The organism is Erysipelothrix aquatica (assembly GCF_009828825.1).
GTDB lineage: Bacteria > Bacillota_I > Bacilli_A > Erysipelotrichales > Erysipelotrichaceae > Erysipelothrix > Erysipelothrix aquatica_A.
The window spans coordinates 417267-435710 of the sequence record NZ_WTTA01000001.1; the positions used below are offsets into that span (position 1 = coordinate 417267).

Genomic DNA, 18444 nt, shown 5'->3' on the forward strand with positions numbered 1-18444 from the left:
CTACCTCCTATGAATTTTCGTAAGTCTCACGTTCACGTTGGCGTTCTTTAGCACGTTCTTTCTTTTGCTCACGAATCTCATTTCGAATCATATCTCTACGTTTCTTTTGCATTAGTGATTCAATTTCACGTTTTCGTTTTTTCTTATAACCCGGTTTAACTTTAACGTTTTTACGGTTTAGAATTTGAACAACTTCAGGATCAAGTTGTTTTGTACGTTTCTGAATATTATACCAAGGACGGACATCATCCAATTGACCATCACGAATCCGTTTATATTCAAAGTTCACACCGGTTTTCATCAAACGTGTGACCGAACTTTGATCTTTAGGTCCAACGATACTAATCGCAAACCCTTCACGACCACTACGGCCTGTACGGCCTGTACGGTGTGTGTAGAAGTCCAAATCGTGGGTTGGCAATCCTGCATTAATAACATGGCTAATCTCTGGTAAATCGATACCACGAGCCGCCAAATCAGTTGCAACGATGTAACGAACTTTTTTGCTATGAATTCGGCTAATAACTTGTTTACGTCCACGGTCACTCACATCACCATGAATTTCAACACAATCAATACCATAATCACGTAAATATGCAGCAATCTCAGTTGCTTGTGTTTTTGTATTTGTAAATACAATGGCAAGTAATGGATTAATGCTTCCAAGAACATCCAGAACCGCCTCATTCATATCACGATGACGTTGATTAATTAAAATATGTTCAATTCGAGGTTTTAAAACTTCTTCCTCAGAAACAACTTCAATTGGATTTTTCAAATATTTTTTAATAAATGCACGTAATCCTTGTGGAATTGTCGCACTAAATAACATAAATACCGCATCATCTTTAATTCGTGAGGCAATAGTGTTTACTTCTTCGATAAATCCATAGTCCAGCATCATATCGGCCTCATCAACAATAAAAGCTTTGATATAGTCCATACGAATAACATTCCAAGATAGTATATCTAAAAGTTTACCTGGTGTTGTGATTAAAATATGGGGCTGTTTTTCAAGTTTACTGCGTAAACGTGAGTTGTCCATACCTCCAATGGCTAAATCGATCGTATATCGATCATCGATTTCCATGATATCTTTCGAAAACTCGAAAATTTGCATTGCTAGTTCGCGTGTCGGCGCGAGTATTACTGCTTGTGTTTGTTCTAAATCTACTTCAATAAGTTCTAAAATCGCAAATAGAAAGGCATGTGTTTTCCCTGTACCCGTGTCCGATTTTACAATCAAGTCACGTTTTTTTGAGATTTGGTCGAGCACCTTTTCTTGAACTGATGTTAATGATTTAAAACCATTTTTCTTAATTAGTGCTTTATTGATATTATTCATACTAACACTCCTTTCTATACAATTTTGTTTAATAATTGAAATTCTTCTTCAAGCGTCGAATCATGTTGCTTGATGCGATCTAGATGATCTTTACGTCCCATCAGATATTTCTTGTAGTCAGTATCCAGATTCTTCATAAGAATTGGACCGAGAGTCATCTCCTCATAACTTAGTTTGACAGCAATTCCGGTCTTTTGGAGCTTCATCATAAAGACTGGGATGTCGCGTTCCATTAGGAACGCCTCGTCGACAATCGTAAACCCCGATTGTGACACAATATCCCGAAACCATGCATTTTTAGTATTAGACTGTATCAAAATCACATCGTTATCCTTAAATGGATAATCTTTGATAATTTCCCAAATCGTTTCCGCTCCCATACCAGCAGCGACATAGCAATTTGCAAGCCCTTTAAATGATTTGAGACCATCGCTTAAAACAAGCTCCGTCACATCTTCATAATGATATTTCACGACGTTTTGACGTGCTGCATCCAAAGGCATCGGGGCAATATCGAGTCCATAGGCAAAGTCACAAATGCCATCTTCAAGACATTTGATCATGAGTAACCCATGATCAGTCCCAATATCTGCCATTCGTGATCCTTCAGGAACCATATCTAATAGTCTTTGTAATCGTTGCGATAACTTCATAAATTATCGTTTGTCAACAAAGTCACGAAGACGTTTTGAACGTGTTGGATGTTTCAATTTACGAAGCGCTTTTGCCTCAATTTGACGAATCCGTTCGCGTGTGACATTAAATTCTTTACCCACTTCTTCAAGCGTACGAGTACGGCCATCTTCAAGACCAAAACGAAGACGCAAGACTTTTTCTTCACGTTCAGTAAGACCCTCTAAAACCATATTAATTTCTTCTTTTAAGAGTTGATTATTTGCATAGTCATCGGGTGACATCGCATCTTTATCTTCAATGAAATCACCAAGATGTGAATCATCTTCTTCACCAATTGGGGTTTCGAGTGATACCGGATCAAGTGCAATTTTTTGAATCTCGCGTACTTTATCAGGTGTCATATTTTCCATTTCAGCGGCAATCTCTTCTGCTGTTGGTTCACGTCCTAATGTTTGGACTAATGAACGTTGAATCCGTGTTAATTTATTGATAGTCTCCACCATGTGAACTGGGATACGAATAGTACGCGCTTGGTCAGCAATCGCACGTGTGATTGCTTGGCGAATCCACCATGTTGCGTATGTTGAGAACTTAAAGCCTTTTGTATAGTCAAATTTTTCAACAGCCTTAACAAGCCCCATGTTTCCTTCTTGAATTAAGTCAAGGAACAACATACCACGACCAACGTATTTTTTAGCAATCGATACGACAAGACGTAAGTTTGCTGAAATCAAAATACGGCGTGCTTCGAGCCCGTCATAATAAGTAGTTTCACAGTTTTCGATATAAGCAAGGTTTGCTTCATCATCAACAAAATGTTCTTTCAGGATTTCAAATATTTCTTCAATTTTAATAGTCGTTAATAATTCATCAAATTCTTCATCGGTTACATCTGGTGCATAGCGCTCGCGATAAATATTTATAATGAGAACCCGTGCTTCTTCCCCTTCTTGGAGTCGACGTGCAATTTCTGGCTCATCTTTCGCATCGAGTAAGTTAACGCGGCCTATCTCTTTGAGATACATTTTAACTGGATCATTAATACGAACCATGTTGGCACTTGTTAATTCATTTTCATAGGAGCTGAGGTCAACTTTGTTCATTGAATCGTCGAATGGCCCTTCGCCATCTTCGCCATCCTCACCAAGATACTCTTCAGCAATTTCATCATCGTCTTCGATCATTTCTTCAGAAATTTCTGCTTCACCGATTTCATCTACTAAACGAATATCGTTATCGCTAAACCATTGGAACAATTCCTCGTTATCTTCGTCACTTAGTGATAAATGACTTGTCGATTTTTCAACAACAGCATTCAGTAAGGCACCTTGTTTTTCATTTTCTTTGATAAAAAACTCTTTTACTTCATCAAGTGTTTTCATTTTTTTACGTGTCATACTAATTCTCTCCTCCTTGATTATTATTCTCTCTTTTTAATCGTATTGCAGCTTCAAGTAGCCTTTGTTGCTCATCAAGTTGAAGTTGCTTCCGGCCTTCATCTTTTAGCCCTCGAATCCCAAGGCGACTCAATTCAGTGCGAATTAGCGCTATGTTCTGTTCGAGACTGCGAACATCGTAGTCACCAACAACATCACTCGAATCGATTTCTATTGCAAATTGTCTCATATTTTCTTGAATATCATGTGATAAGATATCAGCGATTTCAATTGCATCGTTTTTACGATACAAATCAAGAATAATTAATGCAAAATCAGTTGCGATATCATTGACCAAAAATCCAAGTTGGTCACGGTATTGGTATGCTGCTTCTTTCGACTCCAACATTTGCTTTAAGATAGCGCGCTCAGGTATCAGTACTTTATAGTCTTTACTCTGAACAACTAGGGGTGTCTGTCGATGGATTGGTGCTTGAACTTTTGCTTGTAATTGTTGATTTAAAACACTTACTTCAAAATTCGTCATATCTGCAGTTTTCTTCGTGTAGTAACTTTGGGTCAATTCATCTTCGGTCCGTAAATGTTCGAGCATAAATTCTACAATACGCTTACGATTTTCAAATGATTCGAGACCATAATTTCCAATTGCATAACTAATTAGAAAATCAAGCCAACCAATGCGGTCTACCAGACCGCTTTTCACTTTTTCCGGACCAAGATTTCGTATCGCATCATCTGGGTCCATACCTGTATCATTATACCATATTGACACTGTACATTGCGCATCTCTTAACTTCTGTCCAATGGCAAATGTCGCTTCAAGACCGGCACGGTCCCCGTCAAACGCTAACACGATGTCGTTAGTTGCTTGTTTCAAGATTCTAATCTGCTGTGGAGTACAAGCTACTCCTAATAGGGACACGACATTCTCAACGCCTATGGTACTAAATGAAATCGCATCTGTTACCCCTTCAGTAATGATTAAATATCCTTCTTTTCGCGCATATTCCTTCGCATTATGAAAGTTATAGACCATATTTCCCTTGGTATACACTTCAGTTTCGGACGTATTGATGTATTTGACGGAATTTGAATCATGCAAAGCTCGAGCACTAAACCCAATTGTTTTCCCATATGGATCGTGCAAAGGGAACATAATCCGATTGTAAAAAACATCTCTAAAACCATCATCTGTCATTCGGATAAGGTCTGCTTTAATCAATAATTCATCGTCAAATCCTTTAGCGGATAGATAATTGTATATTTGATTATTACCAAGTGCTACACCGATGCCGAACCGGTCAATCGTAGCTTGAGTATACCCTCTTTGTTGCAACTTTTCGTGTGCTTCTTTACCATCTTTAGTTGATAATTGTAATGCAGTAAATTGTTGCGCCTCTTTGAGTGCCTCATAAAGCTTTTCTTTTTCGGGGTCCTTCGGTACAACATTGACCGTTTGGTACTCTGAGACGTCTATGTTAAGGCGACTCGCAACCCGTGTCACTGATTCAATAAAGGTAATATGTTCAAAGTTTTCTATAAATGAAAACACATTACCTGCTGCACCACATACAAAGCATTTGTAAATTTGACGATCGGGAGAAACCGACATCGATGGATCGTGGTCATCATGAAAAGGACAAACTCCCCAATAGTTTTTGCCCTTTTTCGTCAGCGTCATATACTGTGAAATTGTATCAACGATATCACTCTTTGAGCGGATATCGTTGATGAGTTCTTCTGGCATTCGCCGCATTTACATCACCCGTAAATTTCTTGTTTCATGATTGATTTAGCTTCATCAATCGTAACACGTTTTTGTTCCATCGAATCACGGAAACGAATTGTAACTTGGTTATCTTCTAAAGAGTCAAAGTCAACTGTAATACAGTATGGTGTTCCAACTGCATCCTGACGACGGTAGCGTTTTCCAATACTTCCAGTTTCATCATAGTCACATGCGAAATCGCCAATTAATTCATGCATCACTTCAGTCGCTTTTTCACCTAATTTTTTTGAAAGTGGCAATACTGTTACTTGAGTTGGTGCAACTTTAGGATGGAAATGCATAACAATTCGTGTATCGTCATTTTCAAGCGTTTCTTCATCGTATGCTTCACACATAAGTGCCAGCATCAAGCGTTCCACTCCTAATGATGGCTCAACAGTATAAGGAATATACTTTTCGTTGGTTTCAGGATCATGATACTCCATGCTTACTTTTGAGTGTTCTTGGTGCTGTTTAAGGTCAAAGTCAGTTCTATCAGCAATACCCCAAAGCTCATCAAAGCCCCATGGGTAACGGTATTCGATATCTGAAGTTGCTACCGAGTAGTGTGATAATTCTTCAGCATCATGCTCGCGAATTCGTAAATTATCACGATCTATACCAAGACTTACCAACCAATCCATTGCAAATTTTTGCCAGTGCTCATACCATTTAATATCTTCACCTGGTTTAACAAAGAATTCAAGTTCCATTTGTTCAAACTCACGTGTACGGAAAATAAACTGACCTGGTGTGATTTCATTTCTAAAAGATTTACCAATTTGAGCAATACCGAATGGTAATTTTTTACGCATTGAGCGTTGAACATTTCGATAGTTTACAAACATTCCTTGCGCAGTTTCCGGACGTAAATAGATAGCATTTGAACTATCTTCGATAACGCCTTGGAATGTTTTAAACATTAAATTAAACTGACGAATCTTCGTGAAATCGTGTCCACCACATTTTGGACATGGAACTTTATGTGTTTCGATATAGTTTTCCATTTCTTCCAAAGTCATAATTCCCGCATTTATTTCTACATCACTAAATTCTTCGATTAGTTTATCTGCACGGTGACGTGTATTACAGATGCGACAATCCATGAGTGGATCATTGAATGTATCTAAGTGGCCACTTGCTTTCCAAACCTGCGGATTCATTAGAATCGCAGATTGGATTCCAACGTTATAAGGATTGCGTGAAACAAAGGACTCCCACCATAATTTCTTTACATTTTCTTTGAGTTCAACTCCTAATGGTCCAAAGTCCCATGTATTTGCTAAACCACCATAAATTTCACTTCCTTGGAAAACAAATCCCGAAGTTCGTACATGGTTAACGACTGTTTCAAAATTCTTATTCTTCATAATATCACCTTTCAATATTTAAACATTTAACATGAGTTGCCAACTATTTAATGTCATATCAGAATGATATTCTAAATAGCGCACAAGTCTCTCCAATAGTGGCGTAGTATCAAATGAATTGAGATATGCTTCAACATCTTGATTATCAAACAGACCTTTTAATGCAACCAATACCATTTTTGAATCTTTATGTGTCGACGGACTGTGCTTAGCACACAGAAAACCCCCGTAATCAATGGAGAATGTATTAATTCCCGTATCCCCACATCGGACACACGCATCGACATTGGGAGAAACTCCCTGGAGCCTAATTATTTCAGTGATTGCTAAAATTATCTGCGTCTGCGTCGTGTCACTTCCCATAATTTTATCCATTCTTGCATAGAAAATGTCATGATGACTTGGATCATAGGTCCGAATGATTATCTCACAAATCAAAGACATTTGCAGTAACCACTTAAAATTTTGTCGTAATTGGTGATGACTCTCTAAGAGTTCTCCCGTTCTGACTCGATTTAAACTGTTTTCTTTAAAGTTAAACCGATAGTTTACTTTTGAAAATTCTAACCCCAAACTTCCTTGTTTTGAAGTGGGTTTATAGTATCCTGGAACAACAAGTCTGATCAAACCTGACTTTTCCCCAAGAAAATGCACCATACAGTCAAATTCTCTATATGGTGTCGTACTTAATACAAAACCAATATCACTCGATTGGTTACTCATACTCAGTTTCGATATAACCTAATTGATTTAGCATTCGACTGCGGTTTCGCCAGTTTTTCTCAACACGAACAAATGTCTCTAAATAGACACTTTCGCCGATAATTGTTTCTAACTCTTCACGAGCACGCAATCCAATTTCTTTAATCATTGACCCTTGTTTTCCAATGATTATTCCTTTCTGAGACATTCGATCAACAAGAATTACCGCATTAATAAGTGTCGAATTCTTTTTCTTCACAATACGTTCAATCGTTACAGCAACTGAATGTGGAATTTCTTCTTCAGTTAATTGTAAGATTTTTTCACGAATAATTTCTGCGTAAATAAATTGTTCAGGATAGGCACTTACTTGGTCTTTAGGGTAATACATAACCCCTTCTTCCGTATATTCAAGTGTGACTTCTAACAGCTTGTCGACATTATTGTTTTCTTTCGCAGAAATCGGAATAATTTCAGTGAACCCAAATTCAGAAAATTGGTTGATTTTCGCAATCAAGTCATTTTCACTCATCGCATCAACTTTGTTGATGATAAGGAATTTAGGAAGTTTAACTGTCGCCAATTTATCCATAACGAACTGATCACCTTTACCAAAAGGCTCGGTCCCATCGATGATATAGTAAATTACATCAACACCTTTAAAGTGAGCGTATGATGCGCGATTCATGCGTGATCCTAATTCGTGCTTTGGTTTATGAATTCCAGGTGTATCAATAAATACAAGTTGATATTCTTCTTCTGTTAGTACCCCAATAATTGCATCGCGTGTCGTTTGTGCTTTCTCGGAAACAATTGCAATTTTTTGTTTTACCAGTTGATTAATTAATGTGGATTTCCCTGCATTAGGTCGTCCAATAATAGATATAAATCCTGATTTAAAACTCACTATTTAAGGTCCTTCTTTCCAAACATCATCGGCAATAAATTTTGCATATTCGTTGTCTGTGTTTCTTTACGGTTTGACAGATAAATTGGCGTATCTTCATGAAGAAGTTCCGAAAGTACTTGACGACATATTCCACATGGGCCCGCAAGTATATCGCCATCGGTTACAATCGCAATCCCTACAATATCATCTGCACGATAACCATGTGAGTAACATGCAAATACGGCAGATCGCTCGCCACAGTTCGTTGCTCCATACGAAGCATTTTCAATGTTTGCACCAATGAATGTTTGCCCATCACGCGTACGAATGCATGATCCAACATGGTAATTGGAATATGGCGCATATGCATTTTCCATTGCACCAAATGCTAATTCAATCAATTCTTCTTTCATAAGATTCTCCCCGCCAGAATAACACTGGCCACTATAATTGCGTATATTGCTGCTAGAAGTACTGCCGCTGCTGCAATATCTTTTATTTCCTTTACATGTAAATTGTAACTTTGAATGAGCAAGTCACATAAATCTTCCACTGCGGAATTCAAAAACTCTGTAATTAAGACAATGAAAATCGCACTAATTACAAACAACCACTCCACTGTACTTATATCAAGAAGTGTAAAAACAATGACAGTAATTACACCAAGAACGACTTGAAGCAAAATGCTTCGATCATATAAAAGCCCAGCTTTTATTCCAGCGAATGCCGCACCAAATTTTGATGCCCCGCGCTTAATCGTTTTTTGGAGCGATGTCATTGAGTATCTCCTTTTGAAGCCCAAACATTTCTTTCTCTTCCTCAGGAGTATGATGGTCATATCCGAGTAAATGTAGATAGCCGTGTGCAACTAAAAAGCAGAACTCTCTTTTGAGTGTATGTTCATAGTCTGTTGCTTGACGTCGAATTGCATCAACACTAATGATAATGTCTCCCATTTGGAAGATTCCATCTTCAGTTTCTCCATCTTCAAAACTCAGCACATCGGTTGGTCTATCAATATCACGAAAATCCTTGTTGTATGTATGAATTTCAGCATCGTCAACCAACACGACGTTAACACTCACCTGTTCTTGATTCCCTGTTAAACGTAACGTTTCTTTCAGAATTGGCTTTAAATATTTTTGATAGGCTCGCCATGACGCTTCTGAACTGTTATTAATATAGTTTATTTGCATAATTATCACATCCTAATCTATTATATCACAGGCTAAAACACATTGAAACAAGATAACACCCACTGAAAATGTCTATTTGACACTTTAAGATGTTATCTTTTCCAATTGTTTTTAGTATGTTCATTATATAAAAAACCAGTAGTAAATGCTACTGGTTAAGTGGTTTAATTCGGCGCCGATACCCTTACTTAAGACAAGATGTATATTTTACAGACGATATCTTCCCACCATTAACATCTTACCAAGTGTTGGCGAGTACGAAATTCATTGTATCTAGGGTCAATATCATCATTTACATACTTCTTGTCTTATACCTCCAACTTAAATTAGAACCGATATTTGCTCGAAGGTGAGAAAAAAACTACCATCCGGTAGTTTTTATCCAAAATCAACGTGTTGACCCTTGGCGATATAGATTATCTGCTCACAGATATTCTTAGCATGATCACCAGCACGTTCAATATTTCTTAGAATTCCTGTCGTCTCAATTGGGAAACGGCCTTCTTTTTCCGCAATATCAACAAATTTCATCATAACTTTTGCGAATGCTTCGTCAAGGTTATCATCCAACTCTGCAGCTGCGTATGCTTGTTTTACATTCAGTGCTTTCAAGGCTTCAATAACATTATCGAAATTATCAAGGAAAATATTACCTAATTCTGTAATTTCTTCATTAAGAAATTCCTTGTCGACATTGCTTTTAATCACAAATCGACCTATATTTTTCGCATAATCACCGATGCGCTCAAGATCAGTCGCAATTTTAATACCACCTACGAGCAAACGTAGATCGCGTGCGACCGGTTGCATTAACGATAATGTTTGGATTGCTGAGTCGTTAATGCTTTCGTCGTAGTAATTGACTTGATCATCACGTTCAATAACATGTAACGCAAGTTCTTTATCGTGTGTGTTTAATGCTTCAATTGCCTGTGACATTGATTTACGGACACGTGATGCCATTTCTAGCAATTCGCTTTCGAAATCAATCATTTTGTCTTCAATTCTCATTGTGGACCTCCCTATCCGAATCGACCCGTAATATAGTCTTCCGTACGTTTATCTTTAGGCGTATGGAATAATTTCTTCGTTTCATCATACTCTACAATTTCCCCTAATAAGAAGAATGCTGTCATATCACTAATACGTGCTGCTTGTTGCATTGAGTGCGTAACGATCACAATTGTAAAGTCTTTCTTTAATTCTACTATAAGTTCTTCAATTTTTGCAGTAGCAATTGGATCTAATGCCGATGTTGGCTCATCCATCAAAATAACTTCAGGTTTGAGTGCAATCGCACGTGCGATGCAAAGACGCTGTTGTTGACCCCCAGAGAGACGAAGTGCTGACTGATTTAAACGATCTTTAACTTCATCGTAAAGTGCCGCTTTTTGCAATGATTCCTTAACAACTTCGTCAAGAATTTTACGGTCTTTAATCCCTTGAACCCGTAATCCGTATGCGACATTATCATAGATACTCATTGGGAACGGGTTTGGATGTTGGAAAACCATCCCAACCTTTGTTCGCAATTCAACAACATCTGTTTTGGGCGCATAAATGTTTGCTCCATCAAATTCGATGGTCCCTTCAATGCGCGCATTGGGAATAAGATCGTTCATACGATTAAATGTGCGTAAAAACGTTGATTTCCCACAACCTGATGGTCCAATAAATGCGGTTACCTTTTGTTTTTTAATATCAATACTTAGACTCTTGAGGGCATGATTATCGCCATAAAACAAATCAAGGTCTGTTACGTGAAAACTATTCATCTTAAGCTCCTAACTTCTTATTGAGTCGACGACTCATAAGTTTTACTGATAAATTTAAAACAAGTACTAAAGCAAGAATAATAATAGAGATGGCACTTGCTAATTCAAAATTCGGTTGTTCATGACTCATTACAGACCAAATGTGGACCGCTAGGGTCGTAGCACCCTCACCCACACGTGGTGCATCATTAATAAATGTACCCATGGTGTAAATAAGTGCAGCGGATTCTCCAATAATACGACTTACAGCAAGTAAAATTGCCGAGAGAATTCCAGGCAGTGCCGATGGCAGAATGACTCTAAAGATTGTTTGCGTTTGGCTTGCGCCTAGGGATAGTGAAGCAGAGCGATAATCTCGCGGTACAACTATGAGCGATTCTTGAACCGATCGGATAATGACCGGTAAAAGCATTACAGACATAGTCATACCACCAAGTAGGATACTTAAACCACTAATATTGAAAAATGCAGTAATTGGGTACAAGACAACAATTCCCATTAACCCGAAAATGATACTCGGAACACCAGCCAGCATTTCAATACAACGTTCAATAAAACTATTGAATTTTGAAGGCTGGGCAATTTCCGTCAAATAGATTGCTGCAAAAATTCCAATTGGAAGTGCAAAAAGCAATGAGATACCAATGAGCATTAAGGTTGCGATGAGTGATCCCCAAATTCCACCACCGGGTGTTTTGTAGTACAGAGATGTAAGCGACTCAGTAGAATCAAGTTTCATAACCATCGATTCAGCTTTATCGGCAAAGGTTGTTCCCATTAGAATTGTGGTTCCTGTTGCGTTAACACCTTCAATTTTTTCAATTTGGTCACCAATGGATACTGTCAGACTTTCTCCATAACTCGGACCTTTGGTTGCGTTGACCGATTGATTAAACACTGAGTCATCATCGATGTATGATACACGAATCAGACGTTGTTTTTCATGATTGATCTCATTTGTAAAACCAATACCATATTTCGTACTATAAACGACATCGTCGCCCAAATGATCAGGTTTTGTAAATGTTTGTTGTGTTTGGTCTGTCCATTCTACGAGGTAGTTTTGTGACCAATAGTCATTCCGTAACATTTCCATGCTCAGGGTATCTTTACCAGTTGCAATAACAAAAGCAAAAATTGCAATGAGAATTAAGAATGTTGCAGATGATGCAAGATAGGTAAAGAAATTAGCAATCCCATCTTTAATTTTACGCGATTGTGTCATTGTCCTTCTGCCCCCACTTTCTTCTTAACGATATGAATGATGAGGTTTGACAGAAGAATCGTAACCATCAGCACAATTCCGACCGAGAAGCGAATATCATAATCAACACCCGTCGTTTCTTTTAAACCTGAGAGCATTGTTGATGTGAGTGTACGTGTAATATCAAATGGATTCCAAGTTGGTCCCATGGCTTTATTACCCGCAACCATGGATACCGCGGTCGCTTCACCAAATGCTCGTGCTAGTCCTAAGATGAGCCCTGCAAAAATACCGGACTTAGCACTTGTAAGGACTACTTTAAAGTTTGTTTGTGTTTTAGAAGCGCCAAGTGCAAGCGACCCTAATTCAAGCTCTGGTTTTACAGCTTTAATTGCAACTATCGAAAGAGATGTCATTGTTGGGATAACCATTATCGCTAACAAAATAACAACAGCAAGCATTGAGCGACCACCAAACGTTGAATAACCAAACACTTGCGCGACGTTGTCAACCCAAGAAACGATAACCCCAGACGCGAAAACCCCGTAGACTACCGACGGAATCGCAGCTAGTAGCTCAATAACGGTTGTTAAAATCGAGCCTAATGCTTTGGGAGCAATTTTTACAATAAAGAGCGCTGTTAAGACTGATACTGGGAATGCTATCAGCATCGCAAAGAATGCTGTTATGAGCGTATTGATAACGATAAACAAGACACCATAGATTTGTTTATCATTACGCCATGTAAAGCCTGATATAAATGACCAAAAATTAACCTGTGAATCGCCGTAAGTTGGCAAGAACACAGAAATTCCTTTTTGGAAAATAAAGATGAAAATAAAAACAATCATCGACGCAGCTAAAATGCCTGCAATTTTAAATAATGAACGGAATATCAAATCGATTATCTTTTTTCGTTTTTGATATGATTCGGACCACTGAGTATTCATAATCTAACCCTTCTTTTCTTTTACATTTCAATTACTGACAAAAAGCTTAGCGATTGCTAAGCTTACTTAATGTCTGCCCATGTTTTAGCGTTCCCACTAAAGATTTCCACGAGCTGAGCTGCTGTAAGATCTTTGATTGCGTCGTTCTTTACTGGAACAACAACAACGACTGCATCTTTTGCATATTCTCCAGACATTAAGCCTGATGCTACTGTTTCTTCGGATTTAAATGCACGGGATGCGAAACCAATATCGATTGCGTTTGCACCGTCTTTTTCACCACCGAGTGTACGTTTGAAGCCATCTCCTGAACCTGTATGGTTTGGCTCAAATTTGAAATTGCCTGCCATCGGAATGAAAGATTGAACTGCAGCAGTGATTGTTTTATCAACTGATGTTGATCCCCCTGTTTTAAGCGTGATACCACTGTTATCTTGATCAACGATTGGATGGTTTGCTTTGAGTTCAGACCAAGGTTTTCCAGCACCGACATCAACAATTCCACCAGCCGCTAACACGACTTGTCGTCCTTCTGTTGAATTTACAAGGTAATCAAGGAATGCAGCAACAAGTTGCTCTTTCTCTTGTGAACCGAAATCACCAGCAGCACGTGTTACAAAACTAAATGGACGTGCTAACTTATAAGTTCCGTTGTTAACCGTTTCCACAGTTGGATTAACGCCTTCGTATGAAACTGGTGTTAATTCATTTGCTTCAAAGTCTGTTGTTAATGAAACATAACCAATTCCAGCTGGGCTAGAACTTACTTGTTTCGCCATATCTCCATTTGAAGTTGTTTCAGCACTATTGCTTGTGAGTGATTCAAGTCCAATAATGCTTTCAAAGGCTTCTCGAGTTCCTGACGATCCATCACGAGTATAAACTTTAATTGATTCTGATGATTTTGAGCCTTGTGCTCCACATCCTACTAATACTAATAAAGCTAATGCACTAACTAATAGCTTTTTCATGGTGTCCTCCTGCAGTATCAACCTGCTACATGTATATTACCCCCCCTTCATGAAAATAAAGTTGTCGTTTTGTTAATTGTGCGTTAATTAATGCGAAGAATTGTTAATACATAAGAAAAGGAACTCAAATGAGTTCCTAGATATTGACTGTGAAAGTTGTTCCGTTTCCTTTTTTACTTGTGACACTTAACTGACCACGATGGGCTTCTATGATTGATTTGGATATCGCAAGACCTAAGCCACTACCTCCCGTGTCTCGGGTACGAGAATCTTCACCACGGTAGAAGCGTTCAAAGATATGTGGTAGTAAATTTTCACTGATACCGTCACCATCATCTGAAAAATCAATCTTTACGCGACGGCCTTCGGCAGTACAGACAATACGAATGCATCCACCATGAGCATAGTTAATGGCATTATTGAAGAGGTTCAAGAATACTTGACTCATTCGGAACTGATCAGCAAAAATCTCTAAATCAGATGGACAATTAAGCTGCACTTCTATGTTGTGTTGATGCAACGCTTGACGACGATCATAAATCAAACCTTCAAAAAACTGTTTCAAATTGAAATGTGTTTTCTCAAGATATACTTGGTTGGCACGTAGGCGGGATTGTAGCAACAAGTCTTCAACGATACGGTCAAGACGCTCTACCTCTTTTTTTGTTTGATCCAAAAACTCAGTTCGCGTTTGATCATCATCAAAGTCTGGTCGTGTCATAATCTCAACCATCCCCTTAATCGACGTAATGGGTGTGCGAAGTTCATGCGAAGCATCTGCAATAAATCGTTTTTGCATCTTCTCACCTTCAACGACACGGGTAACATCTTGGAATATTAGCATACACCCATGATAACGTCGCGTTTCAGTCAAGAGTGGAATTGACAAGACTTGATAATCGATGTCCTTATAGCTGAATTGGCGCACAAATTGTTGTTCATTGAGAAAGGCATCAAGAAGCGTTTGACGGATTGGCGAATCAATATTCACATCATAGACATTTTGTGCTTGTGATACGAGCATTTGATCAAAGTATTGGTTGCTAACCTCAAAATCACCACGTTGGTTAATATAGACCAACGGTGATGGGATTGCATTAATCAACTTAACAAGCTTATCTGTAGCATCATCTGCACGATAATGCGCTTCTTTTTTTTCTTTTTCCGCGTGCTTGCGAATACTATGGACAGTATCACTCTGCTTAAGATTGTTCACAGCAAGCATACATATTGCAGCAATAATGAGGACGACTATCGAAATCAAGTTCTGATAATAAAGGGTTATCCCTGCAATAAACAGGAAAATAATAACATTAATTCGATTCACGTTTCGCAACGTATCCAACCCCTCTCAAAGAATTTATTTTAACATCCGATGCTTCTAGTTTTGATCGCAACTTAAACACATGAACATCAACAATGCGAGTGTCACCATCATAATCATAATTCCATATTTCTGATAGAATTTGATCTCGCGATAGGACAATATTCTCATTTTGCAAGAGATAGATTAATAAATCAAACTCTTTCTTCGTGAGTTCAATAATATCTTCATTGACTTTTACAGTATGTTGATCTAACAGGACCGTTATATTTCCAACTTCAATAGTATGACTCTTCGATGATGTTGTTGCTCTACGCAAATGAGCTTTGATTCGAGCAGTCAGTTCGCGTGGCGAAAATGGCTTTGTCAGATAATCATCCACACCCGCCTCAAATGCATCTAATATATCACTCTCTTCATCTTTCGCTGTTAACATAATGAGAATGGAATCCATCCCAAGTTTACGAAACTCCGTAACTAATTCAACACCAGAGTGATACGGTAGCATCCAATCCACAATAATGACGTCATAGTTGGTTTCCTTTGCCATTTGTAAGCCTTCACGACCATCTCGCGCAGATTCTACCTCAAAATCCATTTGACGTAAATCATACCGTAAGAGTCGGCGAATGCCTTCCTCATCTTCGATTATTAGAATTTTCCGATTCATTGCGATCTCCTTCCGCAAACTTCTTAAGTATTTTTATGACAAGTGGATGTCGCACAACATCCGTATGCGATAAATTAACAAATGCTATTTCTGGGATATCACTCAAGTATGCTTTCGCAACTTTTAGTCCCGACTGGGCGTTACGTGGCAAATCGATTTGGTCAATATCACCTGTAATGATCATTTTTGAATTACGTCCAAGTCGTGACAAGAACATCATCATTTGAGCTTTAGTAGTATTTTGGGCTTCGTCAAGAATGACCACTGCATCATCCAATGTCCGACCACGCATATACGCAAGCGGCGCAATTTCGATGATACCTTTGTCTATATAACGTTGCGTTCGTTCAGCTGAGAACATATCATCCAACGCATCATACAACGGACGAAGGTACGGATCTACTTTTTCTTTTAAGTCACCAGGAAGGAATCCAAGATTTTCTCCTGCTTCTACGGCCGGACGCGTAAGAATAATTTTTTGAATTTCATTCTTTTTAAGAAGATCTGCTGCATACGCAACTGCCAAATATGTTTTACCAGTTCCAGCAGGACCAATTGCGAACGTCATATCCCTTTTCTTCATGCCGTCTATCAATTGTTTTTGTCCAAGTGTTTTCGCACGAATGGGTTTACCAGCAAACGTACGAGTCAAGACATCGTCCATAACCTCTATAAATCGATCAGATTGACGATTATCAACAAGCACAAACAAGTAGTCCAAGTCTTGAGCATCAATACGCTTATAGTGTTTAATGACCTCAGACGCAAGCTCAAAAAAACGAACCGCTTGCTCTACATCATCTTCAACCCCTGAAATTTCTAAGGTATTATTTCGTTCATTAATTCTTACTTTATAATGGTTTTCAACCGCTTGTACTGTCTTACTTTCCACGCCTACTAAATCCTGTAGGCTAATACTACTATCCGATAAATCAAAATTTCGAGTTGTCAAAAGAAATCCTCCTTGTTATTTACATCATATCATAAAAAAAACTTGTATCACTATTCGGATACAAGTTAATTAATTATTTACGTTTTTTACGACGCGCTTTACGAGCCGCTTCTGATTTTAGTTTACGACGGACGCCTGGTTTTACATAAAACTCTCTTTTACGAGCCTCAGCAAGGGTTCCATTACGAGATACTTGACGTTTAAATCTGCGTAATGCATCATCCAAACCTTCGTTCTCTTTAACTACTATTCTCGACATGACTAACCTCCCTTCTGATGCAAGCTGACACGGTTACAAATAAGTTTTTATCTGTAGGAATGAGATAGATTGATGAATATATTAATATGCATTAATTTAGCACTTTCCTGTGACTGCTCAATCATTTTAACATAATAAATCATAGAATGAAACGCTTTTCTTAAGGTATTTCACTTTTTTTACCATTTTTTAAGGGTTTTTCTTATTTCTTGCCTAATGGTTAATTTATAAGCCAATTTCTATCCAAATAATACATATATTACGATGTTCAATTTGCATACTAAATGCAAATTCTTCGACAAATCAATCCCTTTTTAGAGTGACGAAATTTGCGTGGCAAGAAAAAATAGGACGGCTGCCCTATCTTTTGTTTTTAGTAGTCACTATCTGATTTTAGACCTTCCATAATCGCAACACCTGATGATGATCCGATACGAGATGCTCCTGCTTCAATCATTGCATTCATTTCTTCAAGTGAACGAACACCACCAGAAGCTTTGACACCTGCTTTATCTTTGACGGTCTCACGCATAATGCGTACTGCATTTATCGTCGCTCCTGCTTTATTGAATCCTGTTGATGTCTTGACAAAATCTGCACCTGCATTAACAACAAGTTGTGACACCGTTGCAATTTCTTCGTCAGTTAATAAGCATGATTCAACGATTACTTTTAATACTTTATCGCCGACAATTGTCTTTAATTCACGAATTTCATTTTCTACGAAATCAAGACGTCCTTCTTTTAATGCACCGACGTTAATGACCATATCAACTTCGGTTGCACCATCTTCTAATACAGTTTTTGTTTCAAATGCTTTAACAGCTAGTGGTGTTGCACCCAACGGGAAACCAACAACTGTACATACGTCAACATCTGTTCCTGCAAGTTCTTTTGCAGCAAGTGCAACATTAACAGGGTTTACACATACACTCATAAAGTTGTAGTGTTTTGCTTCTTCGCACAATGCAATAATCTGTGATTGTGTTGCTTCTGGTTTTAGAAGCGTGTGATCGATATATTGATTGAGTTCCAT

The 18444-nt window shown here is 38.2% G+C and carries 20 protein-coding genes; all 20 read right to left on the reverse strand.

Going from position 1 to position 18444, the window contains the following annotated elements; genetic code table 11:
- Window positions 1–7: 7 nt before the first annotated feature.
- Complete coding sequence (locus GVV22_RS02070) at window positions 8–1345, reverse strand: DEAD/DEAH box helicase (RefSeq protein WP_159648531.1); 1338 nt, start codon at window positions 1343–1345, stop codon at window positions 8–10.
- 14 nt (window positions 1346–1359) lie between these two features.
- Window positions 1360–1998 carry a tRNA (adenine(22)-N(1))-methyltransferase gene (locus GVV22_RS02075; protein WP_159648532.1) on the reverse strand — a complete coding sequence of 213 codons (639 nt, stop codon included), beginning with the start codon at window positions 1996–1998 and terminating at the stop codon, window positions 1360–1362.
- A gap of 3 nt (window positions 1999–2001) precedes the next feature.
- Complete coding sequence (gene rpoD, locus GVV22_RS02080; protein WP_370456906.1) at window positions 2002–3084, reverse strand: RNA polymerase sigma factor RpoD; 1083 nt, start codon at window positions 3082–3084, stop codon at window positions 2002–2004.
- Window positions 3085–3379: 295 nt separating this feature from the next.
- Window positions 3380–5134, reverse strand: a complete 1755-nt coding sequence (dnaG, locus tag GVV22_RS02085) for a DNA primase (protein ID WP_159648533.1) — start codon at window positions 5132–5134, stop codon at window positions 3380–3382.
- A 5-nt stretch (window positions 5135–5139) separates the two neighbouring features.
- Window positions 5140–6516, reverse strand: coding sequence for a glycine--tRNA ligase (locus tag GVV22_RS02090; RefSeq protein ID WP_159636450.1), 1377 nt, complete (start codon window positions 6514–6516; stop codon window positions 5140–5142).
- A gap of 18 nt (window positions 6517–6534) precedes the next feature.
- Window positions 6535–7239: a DNA repair protein RecO gene (recO, locus tag GVV22_RS02095; RefSeq protein ID WP_159648534.1), complete on the reverse strand. Its 705-nt coding sequence runs from the start codon at window positions 7237–7239 to the stop codon at window positions 6535–6537.
- Window positions 7232–8125, reverse strand: coding sequence for a GTPase Era (gene era / locus GVV22_RS02100; protein ID WP_159648535.1), 894 nt, complete (start codon window positions 8123–8125; stop codon window positions 7232–7234). The genes recO and era overlap by 8 nt, the downstream gene beginning before the upstream one ends.
- Window positions 8125–8520 (reverse strand): cytidine deaminase, encoded by a 396-nt coding sequence (gene cdd, locus GVV22_RS02105; protein ID WP_159641416.1) that lies wholly within the window; start codon window positions 8518–8520, stop codon window positions 8125–8127. The genes era and cdd overlap by 1 nt, the downstream gene beginning before the upstream one ends.
- On the reverse strand, window positions 8517–8885 hold the full coding sequence (locus tag GVV22_RS02110; RefSeq protein ID WP_159648536.1) for a diacylglycerol kinase: 369 nt from the start codon (window positions 8883–8885) through the stop codon (window positions 8517–8519). The genes cdd and GVV22_RS02110 overlap by 4 nt, the downstream gene beginning before the upstream one ends.
- Window positions 8860–9303: an rRNA maturation RNase YbeY gene (ybeY, locus tag GVV22_RS02115; RefSeq protein ID WP_159648537.1), complete on the reverse strand. Its 444-nt coding sequence runs from the start codon at window positions 9301–9303 to the stop codon at window positions 8860–8862. Before ybeY ends, GVV22_RS02110 begins: the two co-directional genes overlap by 26 nt.
- A gap of 378 nt (window positions 9304–9681) precedes the next feature.
- On the reverse strand, window positions 9682–10314 hold the full coding sequence (gene phoU / locus GVV22_RS02120; protein WP_159648538.1) for a phosphate signaling complex protein PhoU: 633 nt from the start codon (window positions 10312–10314) through the stop codon (window positions 9682–9684).
- Window positions 10315–10325: 11 nt separating this feature from the next.
- A complete protein-coding gene (gene pstB / locus GVV22_RS02125) occupies window positions 10326–11078 on the reverse strand; it encodes a phosphate ABC transporter ATP-binding protein PstB (protein ID WP_159648539.1) in 753 nt (250 codons plus the stop codon).
- 1 nt (window position 11079) lies between these two features.
- A complete protein-coding gene (gene pstA / locus GVV22_RS02130) occupies window positions 11080–12303 on the reverse strand; it encodes a phosphate ABC transporter permease PstA (RefSeq protein ID WP_159648540.1) in 1224 nt (407 codons plus the stop codon).
- Window positions 12300–13232, reverse strand: coding sequence for a phosphate ABC transporter permease subunit PstC (gene pstC, locus GVV22_RS02135; protein ID WP_159636469.1), 933 nt, complete (start codon window positions 13230–13232; stop codon window positions 12300–12302). The genes pstA and pstC overlap by 4 nt, the downstream gene beginning before the upstream one ends.
- Before the next feature lie 62 nt (window positions 13233–13294).
- Entirely contained in the window at window positions 13295–14203 is a 909-nt protein-coding gene (locus tag GVV22_RS02140; RefSeq protein ID WP_159641420.1) for a substrate-binding domain-containing protein, read from the reverse strand.
- Window positions 14204–14339: 136 nt separating this feature from the next.
- A complete protein-coding gene (locus GVV22_RS02145) occupies window positions 14340–15530 on the reverse strand; it encodes a sensor histidine kinase (protein WP_236261907.1) in 1191 nt (396 codons plus the stop codon).
- Window positions 15517–16197, reverse strand: coding sequence for a response regulator transcription factor (locus GVV22_RS02150; protein ID WP_159641422.1), 681 nt, complete (start codon window positions 16195–16197; stop codon window positions 15517–15519). Before GVV22_RS02150 ends, GVV22_RS02145 begins: the two co-directional genes overlap by 14 nt.
- Window positions 16166–17149 carry a PhoH family protein gene (locus GVV22_RS02155; RefSeq protein ID WP_159648542.1) on the reverse strand — a complete coding sequence of 328 codons (984 nt, stop codon included), beginning with the start codon at window positions 17147–17149 and terminating at the stop codon, window positions 16166–16168. Before GVV22_RS02155 ends, GVV22_RS02150 begins: the two co-directional genes overlap by 32 nt.
- A 73-nt stretch (window positions 17150–17222) precedes the next feature.
- Window positions 17223–17408 (reverse strand): 30S ribosomal protein S21, encoded by a 186-nt coding sequence (rpsU, locus tag GVV22_RS02160; protein ID WP_159636479.1) that lies wholly within the window; start codon window positions 17406–17408, stop codon window positions 17223–17225.
- A 373-nt stretch (window positions 17409–17781) separates the two neighbouring features.
- The gene (deoC, locus tag GVV22_RS02165) at window positions 17782–18444 is read right to left on the reverse strand and encodes a deoxyribose-phosphate aldolase (RefSeq protein ID WP_159648543.1); all 663 of its coding nucleotides are present in this window, start codon (window positions 18442–18444) and stop codon (window positions 17782–17784) included.

Bases quoted from the DNA above. Each gene is read 5' to 3' on its own strand.
- GVV22_RS02110 (WP_159648536.1), bottom strand. From the start codon at position 8,885: ATGACATCGCTCCAAAAAACGATTAAGCGCGGGGCATCAAAATTTGGT.
- cdd (WP_159641416.1), bottom strand. From the start codon at position 8,520: ATGAAAGAAGAATTGATTGAATTAGCATTTGGTGCAATGGAAAATGCA.
- GVV22_RS02090 (WP_159636450.1), bottom strand. From the start codon at position 6,516: ATGAAGAATAAGAATTTTGAAACAGTCGTTAACCATGTACGAACTTCG.
- pstB (WP_159648539.1), bottom strand. From the start codon at position 11,078: ATGAATAGTTTTCACGTAACAGACCTTGATTTGTTTTATGGCGATAAT.
- deoC (WP_159648543.1), bottom strand. From the start codon at position 18,444: ATGGAACTCAATCAATATATCGATCACACGCTTCTAAAACCAGAAGCA.
- rpsU (WP_159636479.1), bottom strand. From the start codon at position 17,408: ATGTCGAGAATAGTAGTTAAAGAGAACGAAGGTTTGGATGATGCATTA.
- recO (WP_159648534.1), bottom strand. From the start codon at position 7,239: ATGAGTAACCAATCGAGTGATATTGGTTTTGTATTAAGTACGACACCA.
- pstA (WP_159648540.1), bottom strand. From the start codon at position 12,303: ATGACACAATCGCGTAAAATTAAAGATGGGATTGCTAATTTCTTTACC.
- ybeY (WP_159648537.1), bottom strand. From the start codon at position 9,303: ATGCAAATAAACTATATTAATAACAGTTCAGAAGCGTCATGGCGAGCC.
- GVV22_RS02075 (WP_159648532.1), bottom strand. From the start codon at position 1,998: ATGAAGTTATCGCAACGATTACAAAGACTATTAGATATGGTTCCTGAA.
- GVV22_RS02150 (WP_159641422.1), bottom strand. From the start codon at position 16,197: ATGAATCGGAAAATTCTAATAATCGAAGATGAGGAAGGCATTCGCCGA.
- rpoD (WP_370456906.1), bottom strand. From the start codon at position 3,084: ATGAACAAAGTTGACCTCAGCTCCTATGAAAATGAATTAACAAGTGCC.
- phoU (WP_159648538.1), bottom strand. From the start codon at position 10,314: ATGAGAATTGAAGACAAAATGATTGATTTCGAAAGCGAATTGCTAGAA.
- pstC (WP_159636469.1), bottom strand. From the start codon at position 13,232: ATGAATACTCAGTGGTCCGAATCATATCAAAAACGAAAAAAGATAATC.
- GVV22_RS02070 (WP_159648531.1), bottom strand. From the start codon at position 1,345: ATGAATAATATCAATAAAGCACTAATTAAGAAAAATGGTTTTAAATCA.
- dnaG (WP_159648533.1), bottom strand. From the start codon at position 5,134: ATGCGGCGAATGCCAGAAGAACTCATCAACGATATCCGCTCAAAGAGT.
- GVV22_RS02140 (WP_159641420.1), bottom strand. From the start codon at position 14,203: ATGAAAAAGCTATTAGTTAGTGCATTAGCTTTATTAGTATTAGTAGGA.